The organism is Aromatoleum tolulyticum, from assembly GCF_900156155.1.
Lineage (GTDB): Bacteria > Pseudomonadota > Gammaproteobacteria > Burkholderiales > Rhodocyclaceae > Aromatoleum > Aromatoleum tolulyticum.
The window spans coordinates 250558-276698 of record NZ_FTMD01000003.1 but is presented as its reverse complement, the minus strand read 5'-3'; the positions used below and the strand labels follow the sequence as shown (position 1 = coordinate 276698).

The window sequence follows — 26141 nt, the reverse complement described above, 5'->3', positions numbered from 1 at the left end:
CGGGCCTCCGGATGGGGCGTTGGTGGGGATCGGGGAAGTGTGCTAAAAGTGAGTTCCTCCCCGTTTCATGCTGCGCTGCAGCGGCCGCCTGTCCGGCTTCTTTCCGCACGTTCCGATGACTTCGTCCGAAACTGCCGTTTCCGCTTCATCTCCTGCCGCCGAGTGCTACCACTGCGGCCTGCCCGTTCCGCCGCAGACCAGCCACTACGTTGCGATCGACGGCGTCGAGCGGCGGATGTGCTGCGTGGGCTGCGAGGCAGTCGCGCGCTCCATCGTCGACAACGGGCTCACTGATTATTACCGGCACCGCGACGCGATGCCGGAGCCGCAAAAGGAGGCCCTGCCGGCGGAACTGCAGGAGCTTGGACTGTTCGACCACCCGGACTTCCAGAAGAGCTTCGTCGAACCCGTCGGAGAACACGAGCGGGAGGCCTCGCTGATCCTCGAGGGGATCACCTGTGCAGCCTGCGTCTGGCTGAATGAGCAGCATGTCTCGCGCCAGCCGGGCGTGTCGCTGGTCGATATCAATTACGCCACGCGGCGCGCGCGGGTGCGCTGGGACGAGCGCCGCACGCGGCTGTCGGACATCCTCGCGGCCATCCAGGCCATCGGTTACCGCGCCTATCCCTACGACGCGGAGCGTTCCGAGCAGATTGCGAAGCGCGAACGTCGCTCGATGCTGTGGCGGCTGTTCGTTGCCGGCTTCGGCATGATGCAGGTGATGATGTACGCCTTCCCGGCATATGTCGCCGGGGAGGGCGACCTGACGCCCGACATCGAACTGCTGATGCGCTGGGCAAGCCTCGTGCTGACGCTGCCGGTCGTCGTGTATTCCGCGGCGCCGTTCTTCCGGCGGGCACTACGTGACGTCAAGCTGCGCCGGCTGGGCATGGACGTGCCGGTTGCGCTGGGGGTGGGCAGCGCATTCGTCGCAAGCGTGTGGGCAACACTGACGGCGCGGGGCGAAGTGTATTTCGACTCGGTGACGATGTTCGTCTTCTTCTTGCTCTGCGGGCGCTACCTCGAAATGATCGCGCGACAGAAGGCCGTGCGCGGTGTGGAGGAGCTCGGCAAGGTCCTGCCGGCTTTCGCCGAACGGCTTCCGGGCTGGCCGTCCCTGACCGGCGAACGGATTCCCGTCTCGCAGCTCGTTGCGGGCGACGTCCTGCGCATACGGCCGGGCGAGGTCGTTCCGGCCGACGGTGTCGTGATCGACGGGCAGAGCGAAGCCAACGAGGCCCTGCTCACCGGGGAGAGCCTGCCGGTGCCCAAGTCGGTCGGCAGCGAGGTGACGGGCGGGAGCATCAACATCTCCAGCCCGCTTGCGATCCGGGTGGAGCAGACGGGCGATTCGACCCGGCTCGCGGCGATTCAGCGGCTGATGGAGCGTGCCGCGAGCGAGAAGCCGGCGATCGCCCGGCAGTCCGACAAGGTCGCCGTCGTATTCATCGTCGTGTTGCTGGTTCTGGCGAGCGTCACGGGCGTCGTGTGGTATTTCGTGGATCCGTCGCGGGCCCTGTGGGTGTTCGTGTCGGTGCTGGTGGTGGCATGTCCGTGCGCACTGTCGCTCGCGACGCCGGTCGCGCTCACGGTCGCGACCGACGCGCTGGCGCGGATGGGCGTGCTCGTGACCCGCGGTCACGCGATCGAGACGCTGGCGAACGCGAACCATTTCGTCTTCGACAAGACCGGCACCCTCACACTGGGTCACTTGACGCTCGAGGAAACGCTGCCGCTTGCCGATCTCGATGTCGGGCAGTTGCGGGCGATCGCAGGCGCCCTCGAGCAATCGTCCGAGCACCCGGTCGCCCGCGCCCTGCGCCGCTCGAACGATGATGCGGATCTCCCCGCGGCCCGGAATCTCGCGTCGGAAACGGGGCAGGGGGTTACGGGTACGGTGGATGGGGAATCCTACTGGCTGGGACGCCCGGACTTCGTCGCGGCGCATCTCGGCTGCGACTTGCCGTCAAGCGTCGACGAGCTGTCGGGGCGCGGCGGCTCCGTCGTCGCCCTCGGTGGGCGGGGGCGCTGCCTGGGGCTTTTCCGCCTGGCCGACGTTGCCCGGCCGGAGGCCGGTCAGCTGAGCGCGAAGCTGGCGGCCGAGGGCATCCGCACGACCGTGCTGAGCGGCGACACGCAGTCCGTCGCGGCTTCGATCGCGGCCCGGTTGGGGCTGAATGAAGCGCATGGCGGAATGACGCCGCAGGGCAAGCGCGACTTCATTGCCGGGTTGCAGGCCGATCCGTCAGCGGTCGTGGCCATGGTCGGTGACGGCGTAAATGATGCGCCGGTCCTCGCCCAGGTCCATGTTTCGGTGGCGATGGGGGGAGGGACAGAGCTTGCTCGCAATCAGGGTGACATCGTGCTGCTGAGCGAGAACCTGGCGGGGCTGGGGCGTGGCGTGGATCTCGCCCGGCGCACCCTGACGGTCATCCGGCAGAACCTGTGGTGGTCCTTCGCCTACAACTTCACGTCGGTCCCGCTCGCGATGGCGGGGCTGGTCACGCCCTGGATGGCCGGGATTGGCATGGCAGGAAGTTCGCTGCTCGTCGTGCTAAACGCCCTTCGCCTGCAGGACCATCGCCGGATAAACTGAAAATTCATGGAAAGTCTTTACATCCTCGTGCCGCTCTCGGTCGTGCTGGTGTTCGTGATCGGCGCAATCTTCTGGTGGTCGCTGCGCTCGGGTCAGTACGATGACATGGAAGGACCCGCCTATCGCATGCTCATGGACGACCGTGATCAGCCCGAAGGCACGAAGCCGGAACAGTCCGATGACTCGCCCTCGCAGATCGGGAAACAGTGATTCCGGCGGCAGGGGAATGCCCCCTCCAATCCCCCCGAGGGGTTTGTTGACCTACGTCAACGCCCCGGAGAACGAGGATTGGCATACTTTTCTTACGGTTTTCGAGATTGGTGCGTCGCGATTCGATCGCGCCAATCTGGTAAGGAATTTTTGTCTCTCTGTTGGGGTTGGGGGTGCGCTTGATGCGCACCCTTTTTTTTTGCCCGAAAGCACGGGCTATGATGCAGTAATTAAAACCATGCTGGCAACAGGTTTTTTTTGTAATTGGGTATTTTCACCCACTACTGCAGTGCAATAGAATGTCGGCCGTTGTCACGAGTCCGTGGCGAGCCGTTGCACATGCTCTCCCGGACTGGTGCGGAGGTTTTCTTCATCTCAAGGGGAGTTCCATGCAATCGCAGGCGACTTATAACTACAACGTCGTCCGCCAGTTCTCCATCATGACCGTGGTGTGGGGAGTGGTGGGCATGCTGGTGGGGGTCATCGTTGCGGCGCAACTTGTCTGGCCGGAGCTCAATCTGGGCGAGTGGCTGCATTTCGGCAGGTTGCGTCCGCTCCACACGAACGCGGTGATCTTCGCCTTCGGCGGCTGTGCGCTGTTTGCGACCTCGTATTTCGTCGTGCAGCGTACGTGTCATACGCCGCTGTTCGCGCCAAAGCTGGCGACCTTCACGTTCTGGGGCTGGCAACTGGTGATCGTGCTGGCGGCGATTTCCCTGCCGCTGGGCTTCACCTCCGGTAAGGAGTACGCCGAGCTCGAGTGGCCGATCGATATCCTGATCGCCGTCGTGTGGGTGTCCTACGCAATCGTGTTCTTCGGTACGATCGCGAAGCGCAAGACCAGCCACATCTACGTTGCGAACTGGTTTTTCGGCGGCTTCATCCTCACGGTCGCGCTGCTCCACATCGTCAATAGCGCCGCGATGCCGGTCAGCCTGACGAAGTCCTACTCCGCCTATGCCGGCGTTCAGGACGCGATGATCCAGTGGTGGTATGGCCACAATGCGGTGGGCTTCTTCCTGACCGCGGGCTTTCTCGGCATGATGTACTACTTCGTGCCGAAGCAGGCCGAGCGTCCGGTGTATTCCTATCGCCTGTCGGTGGTGCACTTCTGGGCGCTGATCTTCACTTACATGTGGGCAGGTCCGCACCACCTGCACTACACGGCGCTGCCCGACTGGACCCAGTCGGTGGGCATGATCTTCTCGCTGATCCTGCTGGCGCCGTCGTGGGGCGGCATGATCAACGGCGTGATGACGCTCTCGGGCGCGTGGCACAAGCTGCGTACCGATCCGATCCTGAAGTTCCTGATCACCGCGCTGTCCTTCTACGGCATGTCGACCTTCGAAGGTCCGATGATGTCGATCAAGACGGTCAATGCCCTGTCGCACTACACCGACTGGACGGTCGGACACGTGCATTCGGGCGCGCTCGGGTGGGTCGCGATGATCTCGATCGGTTCGATGTACTACCTGATCCCGCGCATGTACGGCAAGACCCAGATGTACTCGGTCGGGCTGATCAACACCCACTTCTGGATCGCGACGATCGGCATCGTGCTGTACATCGCGTCGATGTGGATCGCCGGTGTGATGCAGGGTCTGATGTGGCGCGCCACGAACCCGGACGGCACGCTGACCTATTCCTTTGTCGAAAGCGTGAAGGCGAGCTATCCGTTCTGGGCGATCCGCCTGGCGGGCGGTGTGATGTTCCTCACCGGCATGCTCATCATGTTCTACAACATGGTCAAGACGATGGCGGGCGAGAAGGCGTACGAGGCGCCCGTGGTCGCTCCTGCTGCCGCCCACGCTTAATCGGAGAGACAGGACATGGCTCAATCGAAACACGAATTCATCGAGCGCAGCGTCGGCTGGCTGATCGTGCTGACCCTTCTCACGGTCAGTGTCGGCGGTCTCGTCGAGATCGTTCCGCTGTTCTTCCAGAAGACCACGACGACCGCGATCGACCGCACCGGCAAGCCGCTCAACGTCAAGCCGTATGATCCTCTGCGGCTGGTCGGACGCGACATCTACGTGCGCGAAGGCTGCTACAACTGTCACTCGCAGATGATCCGCCCCTTCCGTGCGGAAACCGAGCGTTACGGCCATTATTCGGTCGCCGGGGAGTACATCTACGATCGTCCGTTCCAGTGGGGTTCGAAGCGTACCGGTCCGGACCTCGCGCGTGTCGGTGGCCGTTATTCGGACGAATGGCACCGCGTGCATCTGGTTAACCCGCGCGATGTCGTGCCGGAATCGAACATGCCCGCGTTCCCGTGGCTGCAGCGTCCGGTCAAGGCCGACGACATCGAGGACAAGATGCGCGCGCTGCAGACGCTGGGGCACCCCTATACCGCCGATGAAATCGCCGGTGCACGGGCCGTGCTCGAAGGCAAGTCGGAAATGGACGCCGTCGTTGCCTACCTTCAGGGGCTGGGCACCGCTTTGTCGAACTTCAAGTAAGGAAAAGGAGAAGCGCCGTGGATATCAACGATCTCCGGTCCCTCGTGACCGTGCTCGGTCTCACCTGTTTTCTCGCCATCTGCGTATGGGCATACAGCAGGAGCGCACGGGCAGGCTTCGAGGAGGCGGCGCGACTTCCCTTCACCGATGACGATGCGCCGGCCCTCCCGGGGGGCGGCACCGCAAGGAAGGATAAAAATGGCTGACTTTATTAGCGGCTTCTGGAACTCGTACGTGATGGGCCTGGTGGGCCTGAGCCTGCTGTTCTGTTTGTTCGTGCTCATGTCGAACAACAAGCGGGAAACCGGCCCGGTAGAGCTCCACGGTCACGTGTGGGACGAAAACCTCGCCGAGTACAACAACCCGCTGCCGCGCTGGTGGTTGTACCTCTTCTGGATCACGCTGATCTTTGCCGTGGCGTATCTGGCAATGTACCCGGGTTTCGGCAATACGAAGGGTGTGCTGGGCTGGAGTGCCGTCGGTCAGTACGAGACCGAGATGCGCCAGGCCGAAGAGCGTTACGCTCCGATCTTCGCCAAGTATCAGGGCATGGACGTGGCTGCGGTCGCGGCCGACGAGGAAGCACGCGGCGCCGGCAAGCGGCTGTTCGTGACCTATTGCGCACAATGCCACGGTGCGGATGCGCGCGGAGCGAAGGGCTTCCCGAACCTGACCGACAAGGCGTGGAACTGGGGCGGTGAGGCCGAGACGATCAAGACCACGATCACCGGCGGGCGCATGGGCATGATGCCGCCGTTCGGGCCCGTTTTGGGGCCTGAGGGGGTCAAGGATGTCGTGAACTACGTCCGTTCGCTGTCGGGTCTCGCCCATGATTCGCTGCGCGCCCAGCGCGGGGCGGAGCTGTTCCAGCAGAACTGCGTCGCCTGCCACGGCCCCGAGGCGAAGGGAACCCAGGCGATGGGCGCTCCGAACCTGACCGACGGGGACTGGTTGTACAGTTCGAGCGAAGCCGTCATGACGGAAACGGTGCAGAACGGTCGTACCAACCGCATGCCCGGATTCGGCGAGTTCCTCGGCGAGGCCAAGGTCCATCTGCTGGCGTCGTATGTGTATGGCCTCTCGAACCAACCGGCCGCCAAGTAAGTCGAAATCCTGAATTAGCTGCATTGCTGTTTTGTCCCCGGGGTTCGCCCCGGGGAAAATTATTACCAGTAAATCAGAAGATACGGATATAGCGATAATGAGCGATCCGGTACGGGTGCGCGTGGTCCCGAAATCGCAGCTTCGGGAAGAGCAAGGCGACGATCTGTATGCGGCCAGGCAGAAAATTCATGTCCGGTCGGTGAAGGGCGTCTTTGCAAACTGGCGTTGGGCCCTCGTCTGGCTGACCCAGATCATCTATTACGGCCTGCCATGGCTGACCTGGAACGACCGCCAGGCGGTCCTGTTTCACCTTACCGAACGCAAGTTCTACATCTTCGGCTGGGTCTTCTGGCCGCAGGACGTGTTCTATCTGGCGATCCTGCTCATCATCTCCGCCTACGCCCTGTTCTTCTTCACCGCGATCGCCGGTCGCCTGTGGTGCGGATATGCCTGCCCGCAAACGGTCTACACTGAAATTTTCATGTGGATCGAGGAGAAGATCGAGGGCGACCACAACAAGCGCCGCAAGCTCGAGGCCGCTCCGATGGACGCGCGGAAGTTCGGTCTGCGCGCGGCCAAGTTTTCGGCCTGGGGGCTGTTCTCCCTGTGGACCGGTTTCACGCTCGTCGCCTATTTCACGCCGGTCGATGAACTGCTGCAGTCCGCCAGGACTTTCGCCTTCGGGCCGTGGGAAATTTTCTGGATCCTGTTCTACGGCGGCTTCACGTACCTGTTCGCCGGCGTGATGCGCGAGCAGGTGTGCAAGTACATGTGCCCCTATGCGCGTTTCCAGAGCGTCATGTTCGACCCGGACACGCTTGTCGTGACCTATGACGAGGAGCGCGGCGAGCCGCGCGGAAGCCGTCGCAAGGGCGTGGAGCCACGCAGCGTCGGAGTGGGGGACTGCATCGACTGCGGCATCTGTGTGCAGGTGTGCCCCACCGGTATCGACATCCGCGAGGGGCTCCAGTACGAGTGCATCGGCTGCGGCGCCTGCATCGATGGTTGCGATCAGGTGATGGACAAGATGGGTTATCCCCGTGGGCTGATCCGTTATTCGACCGAGAACGCGGTACGCCGTCACTGGGGCCGGCGCGAAATCGTGCGGCACGTCCTGCGTCCCCGCACGTTGATCTACGGCGGCGTTCTTGTCCTGATCCTGCTGGCGACGGTGTGGAGTCTGGCAACTCGGTCCGATTTGCGCGTGGACGTGATCCGCGATCGCGCAACGCTGGCGCGCGAGGTCGCAGGCGGGCTGATCGAGAACGTCTACCAGCTGCGCATCATGAACATGCAGGAAGTCACGCGTCCGGTCGTCGTACGCGTGTCCGGTCTCGCGGGAATCCGGCTGGAAGGGCCGCAGCAGTTCGAGATTCAGCCGGCGATGACCGAATCGGTGACCGTGCAGGTCCAGGTTCCGCCCGAGGCGGCGACGCCCGGCAGCCACGAGATCGTTTTCGAGATCGGTGTTCCGGGTGACCCCGGCGCCGCGGTCCGCGAACGCACGACTTTCCTTCTTCCGCGCTAATCAGGAGCACACGCATGCGCAGTGCAAACATGCACAAGACACTGGAACCCTGGTATCGGCAGGGCTGGCCCTGGTTCCTGATCGCCATTCCTGCCATATCCGTCGTCGCGGGGATGGTTACCCTGTGGCTCGCCGTGAGTACCTGGGACGGTCTGGTGGTGGACGACTATTACCAGGAAGGAAAGGCGATCGAAAAGACGATCGCGCGTTCGCTCAAGGCCGCGGAACTCGGATTGCTGGCTGACGTCAGGCTGCGCGCCGAGGAGGTGACGCTCGATCTTTCGTCCGCAGCCAGCGCGCCGCTGCCGCCGACGGTCGTGCTGACGATTTCCCATCCGACACGCGGAGGAATGGATCAGGTGGTGGTGCTCAAACGTCGTGACGGTGTGTTCGCGGCACCGCTTGCGCCATTGTCAGCCGGACGGTGGCTGCTGCAGGTAGAGGACGAATCGCGCAGCTGGCGCATGAACGGGTCGGCGAACGTTCCCGCCGATTCCGTGATCCGTATCGTTCCCGCCAAGTCCTGATAGCCACGCTGGGGGATGCAATGCTGAAATGGGTACAGGTTTTGTGGCCGTCGTTTCTGGTGGCCGGACTTGCCGAGGCCGTCTTTTTCACGTTGATCGATCCGCAGGAGCTATATCTCTTCGGCGAGCCAGTGCATTACTCACTCACGGCCACCTACTCGATCGGCTTCTTCGGTTTCTGGCTGGTGGGTGCAGCGTCCAGCTTGCTGACGCTGTTCTTTCAGCGCAGCGCCGCAGAGATCAACCGGAAGGCGTAATATCGGCATCGGGCAGCGGTTCCCCGCTGCCCGATGCGCATGGAGCAACCAATCGGCCGCTGCTCAGCGGTAAACGAGTACGGGGATCTTGCTGTGGGTGAGAACCTTCTGCGTCTCGCTGCCCAGGAGCAGGCCGGCAATCCCGCGGCGCCCGTGCGACGCCATGAAGATCAGGTCGCAGCCGTGGCGCTGCGCCGCGTCAATGACTGCTTCATAGGGAACCTCGTTGACGATGGTGTCGGTGTCGGATGCGACACCCGCTTCGTCCGCGGCGCTCTTCGCCGCGTCGAGGATGCGTTTAGCTTCGTCGGCGGCAGCCTTGCCGAATTGTTCCGGCGTGGTGGGATCGATCAGCGCACCTTCCCCGTAAATCGGCATGGGGAAGTCGGGCTGCGCGTAGAAGAACGTGATGCGCGCACCGGCGTCCTTCGCGAAGGACACGGCACGGGCGACGGTGCTCTCGGACAGCGGAGATCCGTCGGTGGGAACCAGTATGTGCTTGAACATCGTGCATCTCCCAATGTTTTGCAAGGACAGGTCGATTATAGCGAGCCCGCTTGTGCGAAAGCGACGATAACGCTGTCGGGCTGTTGACTCCCGTCAAGCTTCGTCGCCCTCGCGCCGGTCAGTCAATGTCATGTGGGAGGCAGCATGGAACTGACATTTTTCGGCGCTGCCGGGGAAGTTACCGGCTCTTGTGCGCGTCTGCACTACGATGGCGGCACGTTTCTCGTCGACTGCGGCCTGTTCCAGGGCGGGCGGGATGCGGACCGGAAGAACCTGCAGGCGCTCGATTTCGATCTGCGCGGAATCGACTTCGTGCTCCTGACGCACGCCCATCTCGATCACTCGGGTCTTATCCCGCGGCTGGTGTCGCTCGGCTACAGGGGAAAGATCTATGCCACGGCGGCGACCGTGGACCTGCTGGGCGTGATGTTGCTCGATTCGGCGCACATCATGGAAAAGGAGGCGGAGTGGATCAACCGCGGCAAGCGCCAGAGGAATCTGCGGCGCGGCTACGAGGCGGGTCCGCTGTATACCGTCAACCAGGCGCGCGCGAGTTTGGGCAGCCTGCGCAAGGTGTCGTACGGCGAAGAACTGAATCCACACCCGGGCGTCCGCTGCCGTTTCCATGACGCCGGGCACATCCTCGGATCGGCGGTGATCGAACTCGACATCGAGTCGGGGGGCGTCGGGCGCAAGGTGGTGTTCAGCGGCGACCTCGGGCAGCCGGCCAGGCCGGTACTCCGCGACCCCACTCGGGTGCCGGAGGCGGACTTCCTCGTCGTCGAGTCGACCTACGGCAATCGCGCTCACCGTGCGATGGCCGAAACCGAGAAGGAACTGCTCGCCGTCCTGCACGACACGCTCGAGCGCAGGAAGGGAAACGTCATCATTCCCGCATTCGCTGTCGGCCGCACCCAGGAAATGCTGTTCGTGCTCGCAAACCTCGTGCGTCAGGGCAAGTTGGATGCGCTCGATGTCGTCGTCGATTCGCCCATGGCGTCATCGGTAACGGAGCTTACGCTGCGCTACGACGAACTGTGGGACGACGAAACGCGCGAGTTGCTGGCATGGATTCGTGCCCACGGCGAGCGCATGCGCGTGAGGTTCGTACAGGATGTGGAGGAGTCGAAGGCTCTGAACAACGAGCGCTCGGGACTGGTGATCATCTCGGCCAGCGGCATGTGCGAGGCCGGCCGCATCAAGCATCATCTGCGCTACAACATCGACCGCAGCGAATGCAGTGTCGTGATCTGCGGATTCCAGGCGGCCGGTACGCTGGGCCGCCGCCTGGTCGATGGGGCCCGTGCGGTCACGCTGTTCGGCGAGCGGGTGCCGGTGCGGGCGGCGATCCACACGATAGGCGGCCTGTCCGCCCATGCCGACCAGCCGGCCCTGCTGGCATGGCTGTCGAATTTCGTGCGACCGCCGCGACACACGTTTGTCGTGCATGGTGAGCAGGAAGCCGCATCCGCGCTTGCCGATGCGATCGATGAGCGGCTGGGCTGGCCGCATGTCACGGTCCCGCTTGCAAGGCGCTGCTATAGTCTGACCTGAGCGTCATCGCGAGCGCAGGAGCGTCGACTATGAAGAATGGAACGACAAACAGGAAGCACGGTGCGGGCGATTCCCCTCGGTCCGTCCGTCGGGCGCTGCGAGAGATCCACGACAGCGTCGAAGGAAGTCTCGATCCGCTGGGGATGGCGGCACCCATCGTGCATGCGCAACTCGCATGGTTTTCTCATCCCCAGGAGTTCGCGGAGCGCATGGTTGAGCTTTCGAGCGACCTGTGGCGCCTGCAATGGCATTCCGCCTGCCGCGCGATGGGCTTGGTCAGCAGGGATCCGGTCGTTCCCAACGCAGACGATGCGCGCTTTTCCGATTCCGTGTGGACCGACTCGGCGACGTGGGACCTGACGAAGGAGTGGTACCTCGCGTTCACGCACCACATGCAGGACATGCTCTTCGACACGCCGGGACTCTCGAGCAAGGAGCGACGCCGTGCCGCGTTCTGGTGGCGGAAGTGGCTCAACGCCGTCGCACCGACCAATTTCTTCTGGACAAACCCGGTTGCCATCCGCAAGGCCGTCGAGACGAAAGGCGAGAGCCTTGCCAGCGGTGTGCGCAACATGCTCGCGGACCTCGAGGCGGGCGAGATCCGCCTGAGCAGTCCGGGTGACTTCAAGGTGGGGGTCACGCTGGGCACGACCGAGGGATCGGTCGTCTTCCGCAACCGTCTGCTCGAGGTGATCCACTACGCGCCTACACAACCGAAAGTGCACGCCGAGCCGGTCGTGATCGTCACGCCGTGGATCAACAAGTTCTACATCCTCGATCTCACGCCGAAGAAGAGCATGGTCCGCTACCTGCTGGATCAGGGGTTGGATGTGTTCATCACGAGCTGGAAGAACCCCGATCAGTCGATGCGCGACGTCACCTTCGACAGTTATCTGGAGGATGGCGTCCACGCCATCGTCGAAACGGCGCGCAGCTTCACCGGTGCGCCGAAGGTGCATGCGGTCGGTTACTGCATCGGCGGCACCGCCCTCGCGATGTATATGGCATGGGCAAACCGCCGCTTTGCCGCGGACGAGGTGCCGGTGGCCGACTGGACTCTGTTCACGACCCTGGTCGATTTCCATCGACCGGGCGACATCGAGGTGTTCATCGACGGCGCGAGCGTCCGCTACCTGTCGGAGAACATGGCCCGCAAGGGCTTCCTCGAAGGCAAGGAAATGGCTTCCGCCTTCCGTCTGCTCCGCTCCAACAGCCTGATCTGGCACTATGTCGTGCACGGCTGGCTGTATGGCGAGGCGCCTGCGCCCTTCGACGTGCTGTACTGGAACATGGACGCCACGCGCATGCCTTACGCGATGCATTCGTGGTACCTGCGCGAACTCTACCTGGAGAATCGCCTGATCGAAGTGGATGGGCTGACGATATCGGGGCAGCCGATCGATCTGTCGCGCATCGTGCAGCCGCTGTATGCCGTCGCCGCCGAAGACGATCATATCGCCCCATGGGAGCAGGCGTATCGCATCAACAACCTCGTCACGGGGCCGCGTCGTTTCGTGCTGTCGAGTTCGGGCCACATCCTCGGCATAGTCAACCCGCCGGTGAATCCGCCGAAGCGCAAGTACTGGGCGGCGGCAGCCCGCCGCACGGACAAGGCGGACGACTGGCGCAAGCACGCGGAAGCGCATGAAGGCAGCTGGTGGAACGACTGGATGGGCTGGCTCAAGCCGCGTTGCGGCGAGCTCGTCGAGGCCCGCCCGGCCGCGTCCGCGGCATTTCCAGAACTTGCAAAGGCGCCCGGCCGATACGTCCTCGAGCGCTGATCCGCCCTCCGGTCAGCGGGAGAATCCGGGGGCGGCTCCGCCCGATTGACCCCTGTCAAGGTCACCTGGGGGCTGCGCACCGAGAATCCCTGGCAATCCCCGCCAACGGGTGCCGGTCAGCCCTGGTGGCGTGCCAGGCGGGCGGGGTCCAGCAGGGAGATGTGTTTGCCGTGTACCGTGATGAGTCCCGCTTCGGACAGGTCGTGAAAGATGCGCGACAGCGTTTCGGGCGTCAGATTGAGCCGCGAGGCGATGACCTGCTTGCTGGTCGGCAGGGCGATGTCGCAGGCGACGCCGCTTTCGCCGTCGACCTGTTGCAGCAGGTAGCCGATCACTCGCTGCATGCTCGAGCGCAGGGAATAGGTTTCGACGTCCTGGATCATGCCGTGCAGGCGGATTGCCATGCCGGCGAGGAGTTTGCGCGCAAATCCCGGATCTTGGTCGATGAGCTCGGAGACCACCGCCTGGCCGATGTGCAGCAGATGCGTGGACGTGAGGGCTTCCGCGAAAACCGGGTAGGGTCGGTTGAGGAACATCACGGCCTCGCCGAAGGTGTGCATCGGGCTGATGATCTCGACCACCTTTTCGTTGCCCTGCGCCGACGACACCGCGAGCTTCATCTGACCCGAGACGACGTAGTAGAAGCCATGCACGGGATCGCCGCGCTGGAAAAGGATTTCGCCCTTCTCGAGGTGGCGTTCGCGGGTGAAGCGGGCAACACGGTCGATCTCCTCTGCGGTCAGTTCGCTGAAGAAAGAAACCTGGCGCAGTGCAGTGGGAATATCGACTGGACGGTTGGACATCTCGGACTCCGTGGAGAAACTCGTGCATTTTAACCCGCAACCCGGCACGGGCCGCGATCCGGCGTCCCGCAGACTGTCTCCGCTGGGGGCGACAGGAGACAAGATGCAAGCTCACGCGAAGCCGGCTTCAACCTCGTTCATGCTGTTTGTCGCACCGCACCGGACAATGTTCCTGTCCGGCGCGGTGATGCTTCTCGTGAGCTTTGCGATGTGGGCGGCGGAACTCGGTGCCCGCGCGGGGTTGCTGCCGACGATCGGCTGGGCGCTCCCTCCGGGGTGGATGCACGCCCTGCTCGTGACGAGCGGCGTGTTTCCGTTCTTCATGTTCGGTTTTCTCCTCACCGCCATGCCGCGCTGGCAGGGCTATGACAAGATTGCGTCAGGACGCTGGCTATGGGCCTGGCGCCTGCTGGCGGCAGGATGGGCGCTGATCATCGTGGGCATGATCGTGCCCGGTGTCGCCGTCCCGGGTTTGGTGCTGGTGTTTCTCGGATGGGGCGGGATGCAGCGCATCCTGTGGCAGGTCGCACATCACGGCGACCTGGAGGCGCTGCATGCCCGCCTCGTGTGCTATGCGATGATCGCCGGAATGGCCGCAGTCCTCGCTTGGCTCGGCTTTGCGCTGAGCGGCAACCCCGTCTGGGGGCGCATCGCGATCGAAGTTGCCGTGTTCTGCTCGCTGCTGCCGGTGTTCTTCGGCGTGTGTCATCGCATGGTGCCGTTCTTTTCGAGCAGCGTGATCCCGGCCTACGTGATGGTGCGTCCCCTGTGGGTACTGGTCCTGGTCGTCGGCGGCAGCGTCCTGCACGCCGCGCTCGATGTGGCGGGATGGCTGTCGCTGCGCTGGATCGTCGACGCGCCCGCCGCCTATGCAGCCCTGTGGTTGTCGCGGCAGTGGAGGCCGGTGCCGGCCATGAAGGTGCCGCTGCTGGGGATGCTGCACATCGGTTTTCTCTGGCTTGGAATTGCGCTGACGCTCTTCGCCATCCAGGGGGTTGCGTCGCTGCTGGGCTACAGCGTGCTGGGCATGGCGCCGCTGCATGCGCTGGGCGTCGGATTCTTCGGCTCCGTCCTGATGGCGATGGTGTCGCGGGTGACTCTCGGGCACTCGGGGCGCAAGCTCGCCGCGGATCGCCTGACCTGGGCGCTGTTCCTTGGTCTCGAAGTCGTGGTCGTCGCGCGCATTGCCGCAGAACTTGTTCCCGCGGGCTGGTCGGCGATCGTCATGCTGCTGGCCGTGCTCGGCTGGCTGGGCGTGTTCGGCGCGTGGGCGTCGCGCTATCTGCCGATCTACTGGCGCCCGCGCAGCGACGGACGCCCGGGCTGAGCGCGATGTATCTGGCGATCAAGCACCTGCACATCCTGTGCGCGGCCCTGAGCATCAGCGGATTCGTGCTGCAGGGCGTCTGGATGATGCGGCGCAGTCCGCTGCTGGATCACCGCGTCACGCGCACCCTGCCGCACGTCATCGACACCGTGTTTCTCGGCAGCGCGATCATGCTCGCGACCATGAGCGGCCAGTATCCCTTCGTTGCGCCGTGGGTCACCGCGAAGGTCGTCGCGCTGGTCGTCTATATTCTTCTCGGCGCGACCGCGCTGCGTTGGGGGCGCACCATGCGCGTCCGAGTGCTGGCGCTGCTCGCGGCCGTGCTAACCTTTTCGTGGATCGTGTCGGTGGCTCTGAGCAAGAACCCGGCAGGATTCCTCGCGTTTGCCGGAGTATTCGGATGACCGATTCGCTGATTCCTTCGTCCCCGGGTTTCGAGACGCCCCTCGAGATGCTCGAAGCCTGCCACGAGCGCCTGCAGGCGCAACTTGCGACCCTCGCGCGGCTTGCCGCATGGCTCCCGGAGCATGGTCCGGACAAGCAGGCACGGCAGGCGGCAGTCAACGTGATGCGCTACTTCGATATCGCTGCGGTGAAGCACCATCAGGACGAGGAGGACGACCTCTTCCCCGTCCTGCGGGCGCGTGCCGATGACGCCCGGCGCGCCGAACTCGGCACGCTCATCGACTGGATCCTGGCCGACCACCAGAGGCTCTTTGCCGGCTGGGCGCGGATGCGGGCACGGCTCGAGCGCATCGCCGCCGGCGAACACGCCGATCTGTCGCCTGCGGATGTCGAGGAGTTTGCCGACGCCTACCGTCGCCACATCCAGCGCGAAGAGGGCGAACTGCTGCCGATCGCTCGCGGTCTGCTTTCCGAGGAGGATATCGCCGCCCTGTCGGGAACGATGACTGCGCGGCGGCGTCAATAGCGCACGACGCGGACGGATCGGCCGGACGAAGGGGGAGGCCCCTTCAGGGGCGCGGCGACGGGTGCTGGATCAGCCGCTTCAGGCCGACGATGTCGAGGATGCGGATGTGCTTCTGTTGCACCGCGATCAGGCCTTCGTCCTGGAACTTTGAAAAGGCGCGTGACACCGTTTCGAGCTTGAGGCCCAGATAGGAGCCGATCTCCTCTCGGGTCATGCGGAGGTGGAACTCCGCGGGAGAGAAGCCGCGCGCCGTGAAACGTTGGGACATGTTGAGCAGGAAGGCCGCCAGCCGCTCTTCCGCTCGCATCGAGCCGAGGAGGGTCATCACGCCATGGTCGCGCACGATTTCGCGGCTCATCACCTTGTGGAACTGCAGCTGCAGCCCCTCGACCACGCGCGACAGCTCTTCGAGCTTACTGTACGCGATCACGCAGACTTCGCTGTCCTCCAGCGCAATCGCGTTGCACGAATGGGTTTCGGTGCTGATGCCGTCGAGGCCCAGCATCTCGCCGGTCATCTGGAAGCCGGTGACCTGTTCGCGTCCGTCCTCGAGCAGCACGTCGGTCTTGAACGAGCCGGCGCGGATCGCGTAGATCGCTTCGAAGGGATCGCCCGCGCGATACAGATTCTGCTGCCGCTTGATCTTGCGACGCGCGCCGACGAGTTCGTCGAGACGGTCGATTTCCGATTCCGACATCCCGAACGGCAGGCACAACTCGACCAGATTGCACTGGGAGCATGCGACCTTCAGACTCGCAACTGTAATCGGCACCGTCGCCTTCATTTGCACGATAATATTGTTCCTTCTACGTCGACCGAGAAGTGGCAGGCGCCCGGCGGAATGGACCGTTGATCCACGTCAACCACGAAACTGCGGCTTTTTGAGATCGTACGGAATGCACTCAAGCGATACAACCATGACCAGTCAGAAAGATCTTGTATTCGACCAGCAGTTGATTCGTCGGTTCGATATCAACGGGCCGCGCTACACGTCCTACCCGACGGCCGATCGCTTCGTCGAAGCGTTCGATGCCCGTGCATTGCGGGACTGGCTGGCGCAACGCGGTGTTGGGGGCGTGAGTAAACCGCTCTCATTATACTTCCACATCCCGTTCTGTAACACGATCTGCTACTACTGCGCCTGCAACAAGATCATCACCAAGGATCATGCGCGCTCGGCCAAGTACCTGAAATATCTCGACAAGGAAATCGAGATGCAGGCTGCCGCACTGGGCGGCAGCCATCAGGTGACGCAGCTGCACCTCGGCGGTGGCACGCCGACCTTCCTGTCCCACGACGAGCTGCGCCAGCTCATGGATTCGGTGCGCAAGCGCTTCACGCTGGTGCCGAACGGCGAATACTCGATCGAAGTCGATCCGCGCAAGGTCGATTTCGACACCGTGAAGCTGCTCGCCGACCTCGGCTTCAACCGCATGAGCGTCGGGGTGCAGGACTTCAACGAAGACGTGCAGGAGGCGGTCAACCGCATCCAGAGCTACGACGAGACCAAGCTCGTCATCGACGCTGCCCGTGCCACCGGCTTCAAGTCGATCAGCATGGACCTGATCTACGGCCTGCCGCGCCAGAACATCATCAGCTTCAACCGCACGCTCGAACAGGTGCTGGAGCTGTCGCCCGATCGCATCTCCCTGTACAGCTACGCGCACCTGCCGGGCCTGTTCAAGCCGCAGCGTCGCATCGCGATCAACGACATGCCGACGTCGGACACCAAGCTGCAGATCCTGCAGCTGGCGATCCGCCGCCTGACCGAGGCGGGCTACGTCTATATCGGCATGGACCACTTCGCGAAGCCGGAGGACGAGCTGACGATCGCCCAGCGCCAGGGGCGTCTGCACCGCAATTTCCAGGGCTATTCGACGCAGGCCGAGTGCGACCTGCTGGCGTTCGGCGTTTCGGCGATCGGCAAGATCGGCCCGGTGTACGCGCAGAACGTGAAGACGCTCGACGAGTACTACGACGCCCTCGATCGCGACGAGCTGCCCGTCCTGCGCGGCATCGAGCTTACCGCCGACGACCTGCTGCGCCGTTCGATCATTCAGGCCCTGATGTGCCATTTCGAGCTGTCGATCGACTCGATCGAGATCGCGCACCTGATCAAGTTCGACGAATACTTTGCCGACGAACTCGAGGATCTGAAGGCGATGGAGGAGGCCGGCCTGCTGAAGGTCAGCGACAAGTGGATCAGCGTGCTGCCCCCCGGGCGTCTGCTGGTGCGCGGCATCGCGATGGTGTTCGACCGCTACCTGCGCTCCGACCGCGAGCGCGCGCGCTATTCGAAGGTCATCTGAGCCGCTTCGGCAGCCCGCGGCCGCGGGCTGTACCGGTCGGGAGAAGGTGATACAGTGCGGGCGTCCTCGGGCGCCCGCTTTGTTTTTTCGCGTCGCGATCCCGGGCTTCTCCCGTCTTGCCGTCTATCGCCATGCCTGAAACCGGATACATCGCAGCCTTCCTGATCGGCCTTCTGGGAGGTACGCACTGCGTCAGCATGTGCGGTGGTATCGTCGGCGCGCTCACCGTGAACATGCCGGGCCGGGCCGGGCGGCAGTGGCCCGTGCATCTCGCCTACAACCTCGGCCGGATCGCGACCTACACGGCGCTGGGTGGGGCGCTCGGCGCTCTCGGCACGGTCGGCATGCTGTTCTCGGACGTCCTGCCGGTGCAGATGGGCCTGTATGTGCTCGCAAACCTGATGCTCGTCGCCCTGGGGCTGTACCTGACCGGCTTCACCCGGCTTCTTGCGCCGGTGGAGCGGGCGGGCCTGGTGCTGTGGAAGCGCGTGCAGCCCTTCACCGCACGCTTCATCCCCGCCCGTTCGGTGGGGCAGGCCCTGCCGCTGGGGCTGTTGTGGGGATTCCTGCCCTGCGGCCTTGTCTACAGCGTGCTGACGACGGCGCTGGTGACCGGTTCGGCCGGGCGCGGGGCGGGGCTGATGCTGGCTTTCGGGCTCGGCACGCTGCCGAACCTGATGCTCGCGGGCATGGTGTTCAAGCGCTTCCGCGACATCACGCGCAATCGCCGCGTGCGCTTTGTCGCCGGGATGCTCGTGCTGGGGTTCGGCGTGTTCGGGCTGTTCCATGCGCCCAGCCTCGGCGGCGCGCTCTGGCGCGGAGTCGTGTGCGAGGTCTGAGCGGCGACGTTACGGCACCTGTCTTGCGGATCGGGCGCGAGCCTTGCCCCGCGGTGCGGGCATCGGCTCGGCAGCGTTAGCGAGGGCGTGGAGAATCGGGCAGGGGGCGGGTGCCTCGGTATGTTCGCAACAGCTCACGAGTCCCTGCAGCGCGTTGCGCATCTCCTCCAGTTGGCGAATGCGGGACTCGACGTCCGCGATCTTGGCGCGGGCGAACGCGCGCGCACGCTCGCGGTCTGTCTCTTCGTCGAGCGCGAGCAGGTCGGAGACCTCGTCGAGGCTGAAGCCCAGCGTCTGGGCGCGGCGGATGAAACGCAGGCGGGCGAGCTCGTCGTAGCCGTAGACGCGAAACGCGCCCTTATGTGCGCCGTTCGGCGGAAGCAGGCCGCGGCGCTGGTAATAGCGCACGGTCTCGACGCCGACTCCGGCGGATTTTGCCAGCGCACCGATCGTGAGGTCATTCATGGAGTTGACTCCGTACTCAGGTACGGGGGCTAGACTGCCATCAGGCGTTCCGTTGCGCAAATCGGCGGACGGGATGTGCGGATCCCGGGACGATCCCGGACGTGCCGAATGGAGTGGTGTAGATGAGTGCTCCCGAGACGACGATGAAAAGCCCGACGCTGGAAGTGCCGGTTTCAGGGATGACCTGTGCGGCATGCGCGGCGCGGATCGAGAAGGTGCTGAAGCGGCTGCCGGGCGTCGATGCCACGGTCAACCTCGCCGCGGAAAAGGCGCGCGTGAGCTTCGCGGATCCCGCCAGTGGCCCCGAACAGGTGATCGCAGCGATCCGCAAGGCGGGTTTCGATGTTCCGCAGGCCACGATGGAACTGGCCATCTCGGGCATGACCTGTGCGGCGTGTGCGACGCGGCTGGAGAAGGTGCTGAACCGGCTCCCTGGCGTGGACGCGACGGTGAATTTCGCGACCGAGCGCGCGACGCTGCGTTACCAACCCGGCCTCGTCGTGCCGGAAGCCATTCGCGAGGCAGTGCGCCGTGCGGGTTTCGCGGGTGTAGAGACGGGAGTTGCCGCGCGCGAGCAGCAACGCCTGCAGCAGGGGCTGGCGTGGAAGCGGGAGATGCAACGCTTCTGGATCTCGGCCCTGCTCACCCTGCCCCTCTTGGTGCAGATGCCCCTGATGTTCGGCGGGCAGTGGGCCGGCGCGCATGACCTCGTCCCCCGCTGGCTGCAGCTGCTGCTCGCGACGCCGGTGCAGTTCTGGATCGGCGCGCGCTTCTATCGCGGCGCTTGGTCCTCGCTGCGTGGCGGCGGCGCCAATATGGATGTTCTGGTGGTACTCGGCACGTCGATGGCGTGGATCTACAGCACGGTGGTGACGATGCTCGGTCGTCACGATCTGCACGTGTATTTCGAGGCGTCGGCGACGATCATCACGCTGATCCTGCTCGGTAAGCTGCTCGAAGCGCGTGCGAAGGCGCGCACGACCGCGGCGCTGGACGCCCTGCTGCGCCTGCAGCCGAAACTCGCGTTCGTCGAACGTAACGGCGAGATTGTCTCCGTTCCCGTCGAGACGCTCCTGCCAGACGACCGCTTCGTCGTGCGCCCCGGCGACGCAGTCCCGGTGGATGGCGAGGTCGAGTCGGGAGAGTCGGCGATCAATGAGGCGATGCTGACCGGAGAAAGCATGCCGGTCGACAAGCGCCCGGGCGACAGGATCTTTGCCGCGACCCTGAATGGTCAGGGGGTGTTGCGTTGCCGGGCGACCGGGGTCGGAGCGCACACGCTGCTGGCGGGAATCATCCGCATGGTCGAGCAGGCCCAGGGCTCGAAAGCGCCCGTGCAGCGCCTCGCGGACCGGGTCGCGGCGGTGTTCGTGCCGGTCGTCGTGGCGATCGCGGCGCTCACTTTCGGCGGATGGTGGTTGCTGGCGGGCGATTTCGCTCAGGCACTGATCAGCGCCGTCGCGGTGCTGGTGATCGCATGCCCCTGTGCGCTCGGACTGGCGACCCCGACGGCGATCATGGTGGGTACGGGGCAGGGCGCGAGGGCGGGCATGCTGGTCAAGAATGCGGAGGCGCTCGAGCTGGCCGAAAAGATCAGGGTGCTCGTCGTCGACAAGACCGGCACGCTGACCGAGGGGGCGCCTGAAGTGAGCGCGGTGCTTACCGCGGCCGGCTGGAGTCGCGAGGAGTTGCTGGCGGTCGCCGGCGCCTTGGAGGCGACGAGCGCTCACCCGATCGCCGCGGCGATCGTCCGCGCCGCGCGCGAATCGCCGCTGCCGCTGCCGGCCGCGGCGGACGTGGTGGCCGTGGCGGGCAAGGGGCTCGCAGGCAGGGTCGACGGTCGCGACGTGGTCGTCGGCGCGCCGACTTTCCTCGATGAGCGCCAGGTGGCGGTGGACGCTGCTGCCTGCGAGCGGATTGCAGCGGGAGGAATGACCCTCGTGGCCGTGGGCGTCGACGGGGTGTTTGCCGGTGTCATCGGCGTGGCGGACCGCGTCCGTGCCGATTCGGCCGCCGCGGTGGCTCGTCTCAAGGCGCGCGGTCTGCGCGTGGTGATGCTGACCGGTGATCACCCCGCCACGGCCGCGGCGATTGCAGCGCAGACGGGCATCGAGGACTGGCGCGCGGGCGTCATGCCGGGGGACAAGGCGGCGGCAGTGAAGGCGCTCGCAGGCCATGGACGGGTCGGAATGGCCGGGGACGGCATCAACGACGCGCCGGCGCTGGCAGCGGCCGACGTGTCGTTTGCGATCGGTGTCGGTGCCGATGTCGCGGTCGAGGCCGCGGATATCACGTTGGTGAGGAACAGCCTGCACGGGGTTGCCGACGCGATCGAGCTGTCGCGGGCGACGCTGTCGAAGATCCGGCAGAATCTGTTCTTCGCCTTCGTCTACAACGTGCTGGGCATTCCGCTGGCGGCACTGGGACTGCTCAATCCCGTGATTGCCGCGGCGGCGATGGCGATGAGTTCGGTTTCGGTGGTCACCAATTCGCTGCTGTTGCGGCGCTGGTCGCCGGATCGGTGAGTCGATTTCTCGGGAGAAAATTAAATGGCGGAAGTGACGATCAAGGTCGAGGACATGAGCTGCGGAGGGTGCGTGCGCAACGTGACGACAGTCCTCAAGGCGCTGCCCGGCGTGAGCGATGCCCAGGTGTCGCTCGAAGCGGCTCAGGCCGTGGTCCAGTACGATCCGGTGAAAGTGTCGGTCGAGGCGATGCGCGCGGCAGTGGAGGATGCCGGCTTCGGTTGTCCCGCCTGACGGGGCACTGTCGGCGTCAGTCGTCCAGGCGGAAGACGATAGGCACCAGCAGGGAACTTTCGATGGGCGCCTCGCCCTGGCGCGCCGGCACGAAACGCCATGACTGCACGGTCTCCAGTGCCGCATCGTCCAGTCGCGGATGTCCGCTGCTGTGGGCGATTTCGACGGCCTCCGCGCGTCCGTCGGCACGCACGCGTACACGCAGTGTGACTTTCCCCTGTTCGCCGCGTCGCCGCGACAGCTTGGGGTATTGCGGCGTCGGGTTGTCGAGATAGGCGGCGTCGTACCTCGGTGCGTGAAAGGACGCCCCTGCACCCGGCGCGATCGGCGTAGACGCCGGCGCGACCGCGGCAATCCCAGCGGGCGCCGGGGGTTCGGGTGCCGCAGGGGCGGTCGGGTGCCCGCCTGGTTGCCGTGGCTCCTCATGGGGTTGCGGCGCGTGCGCTTCGGGCGCCACGCGTCCGACGGAAGAGGCGGGCGGTTCCGCGGGAGGCGGGTGGCCCGCAGGAGATTCCGTTCGGCGTCCACGGGTGTGAGCGGGTGGCGGCGCGGACTTTTCCCGGACGGGCGCGGCTGCGTGCGGATCGGGTGATGCGATGGCCGCGTCGGGGCGCGGCTGAGCATCGGCCGCAAGCAGGCGGACGCTGATCGCCGTTGCTTCCGCCGGTTGCAGTTCCGGATGTGGCTCTCCGCCCAGGCCCGAAAGCGCGACCAGTCCGGCGGCGTGCGCGCCGGCGACTGCCGCCAGCCATCCCCAATGGATCGCTCGCAGCCCATGTTTCGGGCGGCGCGGTGGTGGCGAGGCCATGGGAGGCGGTGCGTGCATCCGGAGCGGGGGCGTCCATGCGATCAGGGCGCGCGATTATATCGTGCCGGGTGGAACGTCCGGGGCTGGAGGCTGCCCGCTCTGGTCGCGGAATGTTTCAAGCCGCCGACGGCGGAGGACATTTCCACATATAATTCGCCCCACAAAATTTTCACGGGAGGGAAGTATGGGTTTCGATCAGGTGAAGGCCGGCAAGGACGTGCCGAACGACATCAACGTCATCATCGAGATTCCGGCTCAGGCCGATCCGATCAAGTTCGAAGTGGACAAGGACAGCGGCGCAGTGTTCGTCGACCGCTTCATGGGCACCTCGATGCGTTATCCGATCAACTACGGCTACGTTCCGCACACCATCGCCGGTGACGGCGACCCGGTCGATGTGCTGGTCGTGACGCCCTTCCCGCTGCTGCCGGGCGTGGTGATCCGCTGCCGTCCCGTCGGCGTGCTGAAGATGGAAGACGAGTCGGGCCAGGACGCGAAGGTCGTTGCGGTTCCCGTCTCCAAGCTGACCCCGCTGTACGACAAGGTCCAGACCACCGACGACCTGCCCGAGCTGCTGATGAAGCAGACCGTGCACTTCTTCGAGCACTACAAGGATCTGGAGCCGGGCAAGTGGGTCAAGGTGCTGGGCTGGGGTTCGGTCGAAGACGCCAAGAAGGAAATCGTCGACGGCCTGAACAAGGCTGCCGGCAAGTAAGCCCGAAACGGTCCGCAGGATGACGATGGCCCGCCCGCGAGCGGGCCATCTGCATTTTCGGGGGCGAAAGTCCTACCCGAGCTTGCAGTCGCTGGCGAGCGGCTTGTTGGTGTCGCGGTCGAGGAGGATGCTCTTCCATGGCAGATCGATCCACACCAGCCCGCTGCGATCGTCCTCGAAGCGCGGCAGCCCCGAGTGCGACGGATTGCGCGCCAGCTGGTAGCGTTTGCCGCTCCATCCGATCTGGATCAGGCCGGCATCGCCGGTCGAACGCTGGACGTCGACGCGCCGCCCCATGTCGCAGCGGTAGGTGCCGCTGGCGAGTCTGAATTCGAGTTGCTGGTTGTCGATGCTTGCCGGCGTGTCGAGTACCCCTGGTTCGGTGTCCGTGGTTGCGGAGGGGGTGGGCGGCGTGGTCGAACAGGCAGCGAGCGCGAGAAGCGCGGGGGCGAGGGCGAAGCGGACGAGCATCGAATGACCCGAAGGAGAACTTGATAATTGAATTCTAGTTCCCACCCCGTCGCGCGTCGTCCGGGCTGCGCGCAGTCAAACGTAACAGAAGGTTTTCCGTGTCGCGATGGCCGTGCGCGCGGGTGTCCGGCTGCCGGGATGCCGGTCGACGCGGTATAGTTGCGCCCATGAAACAGCATGCTCAATCGCTCTCCATCGCCGTTGCCCAGCTGAATTGCACGGTGGGCGACCTGAAGGCGAACGCCGACCGGATCATCCGCGCCCTCGATCAAGCCCGCGCGCTTGGTGCCGACCTCGTCCTGACCCCGGAACTCGCCCTGTCGGGCTATCCGCCCGAAGACCTGCTGCTGCGCCCGGATTTCTACCGCGCGTGCGCGCGCGAGGTGGCGCGCATCGCCGAGCATACGCAAGGCATCACGCTCGTGCTCGGCCATCCGGAAGCGCGTCAGGCCAAGCGCTACAACGCCGCGTCGGTGATCCGCGACGGCCGGATCCTGACCACCTATCACAAGCATTGCCTGCCGAACTACGAAGTGTTCGACGAGGAGCGCTATTTCGACCACGGACGGGCCGCGTGCGTGTTCGAGCTGAAGGGCGTCAAGCTCGGTGTGAATATCTGCGCGGACCTGTGGGAATCCGGTCCTGCCGAACTCGCGCGCGCCGAGGGGGCGCAGGTGCTGCTCGGCCTCAATGCGTCGCCCTACCACATGAACAAGCTGCAGCGCCGTTACGAGGTCCTGCGCGAGCGGGTCGGCGGTACCGGCTTGCCGGTGGTCTATTGCAACATGGTCGGCGGGCAGGACGAACTCGTGTTCGATGGCGCCTCGTTTGCCCTCAACGCGGACGGCTCGCTCGCATGGCAGGCGTCCGGGTTCGACGAACGCCTCGACATCGTCCGACTGGACGACGGCCACTGGGTCGATGGCGAGCAGGTCGAAGCGCGTCCGATCGAGGCCGAGGTGTATGAGGCACTCAAGGTCGGCGTGCGCGACTACCTCGGCAAGAACGGCTTTCCGGGCGCCCTGATCGGGCTTTCCGGCGGCATCGACTCCGCGTTGACGCTGTGCATCGCGGTGGATGCGCTCGGCGCCGACAAGGTGCGCGCGGTGATGATGCAGTCGCCCTACACTGCGCAGATGAGCCTCGACGACTCGCGCGAACTCGTGGCGAACCTCGGCGTCCGCTACGACGAAATTCCGATCGAGCCGGCGATGAGCACCTTCGCCGGCATGCTTGCCGATCAGTTCCGCGGCCTGCCGGCCGACACCACCGAAGAGAACCTGCAGAGCCGTATCCGCGGCATGATCCTCATGGCGCTGTCGAACAAGACCGGCGCGATCGTGCTCACGACCGGCAACAAGAGCGAGATGGCGACAGGCTATGCCACGCTGTACGGCGACATGGCGGGCGGCTTCGCGGTGCTCAAGGATCTCTACAAGACCTTCGTGTTCCGGCTTGCGCGTTGGCGCAATACGCTCAGCCCGGTGATTCCGGAGAACATCATCACGCGTCCGCCCTCGGCCGAGCTGAAGCCGGATCAGACGGACCAGGATTCGCTCCCGCCGTACGAGGTCCTCGATGCGATCATCGAGGCCTACATGGAGCGCGACGAATCGCCGCGGGAGATCATCGCGGCCGGCTACCCGGAGGCGGAGGTGCGCCGGACGGTGGCGATGCTCAAGCGCAATGAATACAAGCGCCGCCAGGCGCCGGTCGGGATCCGCGTCACCAAGAGAGGGTTCGGCAGAGACTGGCGTTATCCGATAACATCGCGCTATCAGGACGAATATTGACCGTGCCGCGGGCCGCGTGGCGACATCCCGCCGAGGAGATCGAAATGAAGAAGATTGAAGCCATCATCAAGCCGTTCAAGCTCGACGAAGTCCGCGAGGCGCTCTCCGAGGTCGGCATTGCCGGCCTGACGGTGTCCGAGGTGAAGGGGTTCGGCCGGCAGAAGGGGCATACCGAGCTGTATCGGGGTGCCGAGTATGTCGTGGACTTCCTGCCGAAGATCAAGGTCGAGATCGTCATCGGCGACGACCTGGTCGATCAGGCAGTCGATGCGATCATCAAGGCCGCCCACACGGGCAAGATCGGCGACGGCAAGATCTTCGTCATGCCGGTCGAGCAGGTCGTGCGCATCCGCACCGGCGAGACCAACGAGGCCGCGATCTGAGCGGCGTCGGTA

The 26141-nt window shown here is 64.7% G+C and carries 28 protein-coding genes; 22 read left to right on the top strand and 6 right to left on the bottom strand.

What is annotated here, in order from left to right; all coding sequences use genetic code 11:
- The first annotated feature begins 115 nt into the window (after positions 1-115).
- The 10 genes from BW991_RS06325 to BW991_RS06285 all read left to right on the top strand — a co-directional run bounded on the left by BW991_RS06325 (position 116) and on the right by BW991_RS06285 (position 8684).
- Complete coding sequence (locus BW991_RS06325) at positions 116-2596, top strand: heavy metal translocating P-type ATPase (RefSeq protein WP_076601367.1); 2481 nt, start codon at positions 116-118, stop codon at positions 2594-2596.
- A 6-nt stretch (positions 2597-2602) separates the two neighbouring features.
- Complete coding sequence (gene ccoS, locus BW991_RS06320) at positions 2603-2806, top strand: cbb3-type cytochrome oxidase assembly protein CcoS (RefSeq protein WP_076601241.1); 204 nt, start codon at positions 2603-2605, stop codon at positions 2804-2806.
- Positions 2807-2852: 46 nt separating this feature from the next.
- Positions 2853-3104, top strand: a complete 252-nt coding sequence (locus tag BW991_RS23650) for a hypothetical protein (RefSeq protein ID WP_139335903.1) — start codon at positions 2853-2855, stop codon at positions 3102-3104.
- A 91-nt stretch (positions 3105-3195) separates the two neighbouring features.
- A complete protein-coding gene (ccoN, locus tag BW991_RS06315) occupies positions 3196-4620 on the top strand; it encodes a cytochrome-c oxidase, cbb3-type subunit I (protein ID WP_076601240.1) in 1425 nt (474 codons plus the stop codon).
- Positions 4621-4635: 15 nt separating this feature from the next.
- On the top strand, positions 4636-5268 hold the full coding sequence (ccoO, locus tag BW991_RS06310) for a cytochrome-c oxidase, cbb3-type subunit II (RefSeq protein ID WP_076601239.1): 633 nt from the start codon (positions 4636-4638) through the stop codon (positions 5266-5268).
- A gap of 17 nt (positions 5269-5285) precedes the next feature.
- Entirely contained in the window at positions 5286-5474 is a 189-nt protein-coding gene (locus tag BW991_RS06305; RefSeq protein WP_076601238.1) for a cbb3-type cytochrome oxidase subunit 3, read from the top strand.
- Positions 5467-6372, top strand: a complete 906-nt coding sequence (gene ccoP, locus BW991_RS06300) for a cytochrome-c oxidase, cbb3-type subunit III (protein ID WP_076601237.1) — start codon at positions 5467-5469, stop codon at positions 6370-6372. Before BW991_RS06305 ends, ccoP begins: the two co-directional genes overlap by 8 nt.
- Positions 6373-6469: 97 nt before the next feature.
- Positions 6470-7900: a cytochrome c oxidase accessory protein CcoG gene (ccoG, locus tag BW991_RS06295; RefSeq protein WP_076601236.1), complete on the top strand. Its 1431-nt coding sequence runs from the start codon at positions 6470-6472 to the stop codon at positions 7898-7900.
- Between the two features lie 14 nt (positions 7901-7914).
- Positions 7915-8427, top strand: a complete 513-nt coding sequence (locus tag BW991_RS06290) for a FixH family protein (protein WP_076601235.1) — start codon at positions 7915-7917, stop codon at positions 8425-8427.
- Positions 8428-8447: 20 nt separating this feature from the next.
- The gene (locus BW991_RS06285) at positions 8448-8684 is read left to right on the top strand and encodes a hypothetical protein (RefSeq protein ID WP_076601234.1); all 237 of its coding nucleotides are present in this window, start codon (positions 8448-8450) and stop codon (positions 8682-8684) included.
- A gap of 63 nt (positions 8685-8747) precedes the next feature.
- On the opposite strand, the gene BW991_RS06280 is transcribed toward BW991_RS06285, so the two are convergent.
- Positions 8748-9191: a universal stress protein gene (locus BW991_RS06280; RefSeq protein WP_076601233.1), complete on the bottom strand. Its 444-nt coding sequence runs from the start codon at positions 9189-9191 to the stop codon at positions 8748-8750.
- 144 nt (positions 9192-9335) lie between these two features.
- Between BW991_RS06280 and BW991_RS06275 the strand changes: the two genes are divergently transcribed.
- The gene (locus BW991_RS06275; protein WP_076601232.1) at positions 9336-10745 is read left to right on the top strand and encodes an MBL fold metallo-hydrolase RNA specificity domain-containing protein; all 1410 of its coding nucleotides are present in this window, start codon (positions 9336-9338) and stop codon (positions 10743-10745) included.
- 143 nt (positions 10746-10888) lie between these two features.
- On the top strand, positions 10889-12526 hold the full coding sequence (locus tag BW991_RS06270) for a PHA/PHB synthase family protein (protein WP_076601231.1): 1638 nt from the start codon (positions 10889-10891) through the stop codon (positions 12524-12526).
- Between the two features lie 116 nt (positions 12527-12642).
- Here the strand turns inward: BW991_RS06270 and BW991_RS06265 are convergent, their stop codons facing one another.
- The gene (locus BW991_RS06265) at positions 12643-13329 is read right to left on the bottom strand and encodes a Crp/Fnr family transcriptional regulator (protein ID WP_076601230.1); all 687 of its coding nucleotides are present in this window, start codon (positions 13327-13329) and stop codon (positions 12643-12645) included.
- A 103-nt stretch (positions 13330-13432) separates the two neighbouring features.
- Here BW991_RS06265 and BW991_RS06260 point away from each other — a divergent pair, with 103 nt between their 5' ends.
- Genes BW991_RS06260 through BW991_RS06250 form a run of 3 tightly spaced genes read left to right on the top strand, consistent with a single transcriptional unit; the run spans position 13433 to position 15587 of the window.
- Entirely contained in the window at positions 13433-14656 is a 1224-nt protein-coding gene (locus tag BW991_RS06260) for an NnrS family protein (RefSeq protein ID WP_076601229.1), read from the top strand.
- Between the two features lie 5 nt (positions 14657-14661).
- On the top strand, positions 14662-15060 hold the full coding sequence (locus tag BW991_RS06255; protein ID WP_076601228.1) for a SirB2 family protein: 399 nt from the start codon (positions 14662-14664) through the stop codon (positions 15058-15060).
- Positions 15057-15587 carry a hemerythrin domain-containing protein gene (locus BW991_RS06250; RefSeq protein ID WP_084204979.1) on the top strand — a complete coding sequence of 177 codons (531 nt, stop codon included), beginning with the start codon at positions 15057-15059 and terminating at the stop codon, positions 15585-15587. The genes BW991_RS06255 and BW991_RS06250 overlap by 4 nt, the downstream gene beginning before the upstream one ends.
- Positions 15588-15630: 43 nt before the next feature.
- Here BW991_RS06250 and fnr read toward each other — a convergent pair whose 3' ends face one another.
- Positions 15631-16371, bottom strand: coding sequence for a fumarate/nitrate reduction transcriptional regulator Fnr (fnr, locus tag BW991_RS06245; RefSeq protein ID WP_076601227.1), 741 nt, complete (start codon positions 16369-16371; stop codon positions 15631-15633).
- 133 nt (positions 16372-16504) lie between these two features.
- Here fnr and hemN point away from each other — a divergent pair, with 133 nt between their 5' ends.
- Together hemN and BW991_RS06235 are read left to right on the top strand one after the other, a co-directional pair.
- Entirely contained in the window at positions 16505-17896 is a 1392-nt protein-coding gene (hemN, locus tag BW991_RS06240; RefSeq protein ID WP_076601226.1) for an oxygen-independent coproporphyrinogen III oxidase, read from the top strand.
- Positions 17897-18027: 131 nt separating this feature from the next.
- A complete protein-coding gene (locus tag BW991_RS06235) occupies positions 18028-18735 on the top strand; it encodes a sulfite exporter TauE/SafE family protein (RefSeq protein WP_076601225.1) in 708 nt (235 codons plus the stop codon).
- Between the two features lie 9 nt (positions 18736-18744).
- On the opposite strand, the gene BW991_RS06230 is transcribed toward BW991_RS06235, so the two are convergent.
- Positions 18745-19200 (bottom strand): MerR family DNA-binding protein, encoded by a 456-nt coding sequence (locus tag BW991_RS06230; RefSeq protein ID WP_076601224.1) that lies wholly within the window; start codon positions 19198-19200, stop codon positions 18745-18747.
- 122 nt (positions 19201-19322) lie between these two features.
- Between BW991_RS06230 and BW991_RS06225 the strand changes: the two genes are divergently transcribed.
- Positions 19323-21725 carry a heavy metal translocating P-type ATPase gene (locus tag BW991_RS06225; RefSeq protein ID WP_076601223.1) on the top strand — a complete coding sequence of 801 codons (2403 nt, stop codon included), beginning with the start codon at positions 19323-19325 and terminating at the stop codon, positions 21723-21725.
- Positions 21726-21749: 24 nt separating this feature from the next.
- Positions 21750-21959 carry a heavy-metal-associated domain-containing protein gene (locus tag BW991_RS06220; RefSeq protein WP_076601222.1) on the top strand — a complete coding sequence of 70 codons (210 nt, stop codon included), beginning with the start codon at positions 21750-21752 and terminating at the stop codon, positions 21957-21959.
- Positions 21960-21975: 16 nt separating this feature from the next.
- Here the strand turns inward: BW991_RS06220 and BW991_RS23570 are convergent, their stop codons facing one another.
- Positions 21976-22767, bottom strand: coding sequence for an energy transducer TonB (locus BW991_RS23570; protein WP_088179578.1), 792 nt, complete (start codon positions 22765-22767; stop codon positions 21976-21978).
- 184 nt (positions 22768-22951) lie between these two features.
- Between BW991_RS23570 and ppa the strand changes: the two genes are divergently transcribed.
- On the top strand, positions 22952-23482 hold the full coding sequence (gene ppa, locus BW991_RS06210) for an inorganic diphosphatase (RefSeq protein ID WP_076601221.1): 531 nt from the start codon (positions 22952-22954) through the stop codon (positions 23480-23482).
- Positions 23483-23554: 72 nt separating this feature from the next.
- On the opposite strand, the gene BW991_RS06205 is transcribed toward ppa, so the two are convergent.
- Positions 23555-23953, bottom strand: a complete 399-nt coding sequence (locus BW991_RS06205) for an MliC family protein (RefSeq protein ID WP_076601220.1) — start codon at positions 23951-23953, stop codon at positions 23555-23557.
- Between the two features lie 167 nt (positions 23954-24120).
- Here BW991_RS06205 and BW991_RS06200 point away from each other — a divergent pair, with 167 nt between their 5' ends.
- Positions 24121-25746 carry an NAD+ synthase gene (locus tag BW991_RS06200; protein ID WP_076601219.1) on the top strand — a complete coding sequence of 542 codons (1626 nt, stop codon included), beginning with the start codon at positions 24121-24123 and terminating at the stop codon, positions 25744-25746.
- Between the two features lie 44 nt (positions 25747-25790).
- The gene (locus BW991_RS06195) at positions 25791-26129 is read left to right on the top strand and encodes a P-II family nitrogen regulator (protein WP_018991238.1); all 339 of its coding nucleotides are present in this window, start codon (positions 25791-25793) and stop codon (positions 26127-26129) included.
- Positions 26130-26141: the final 12 nt, after the last annotated feature.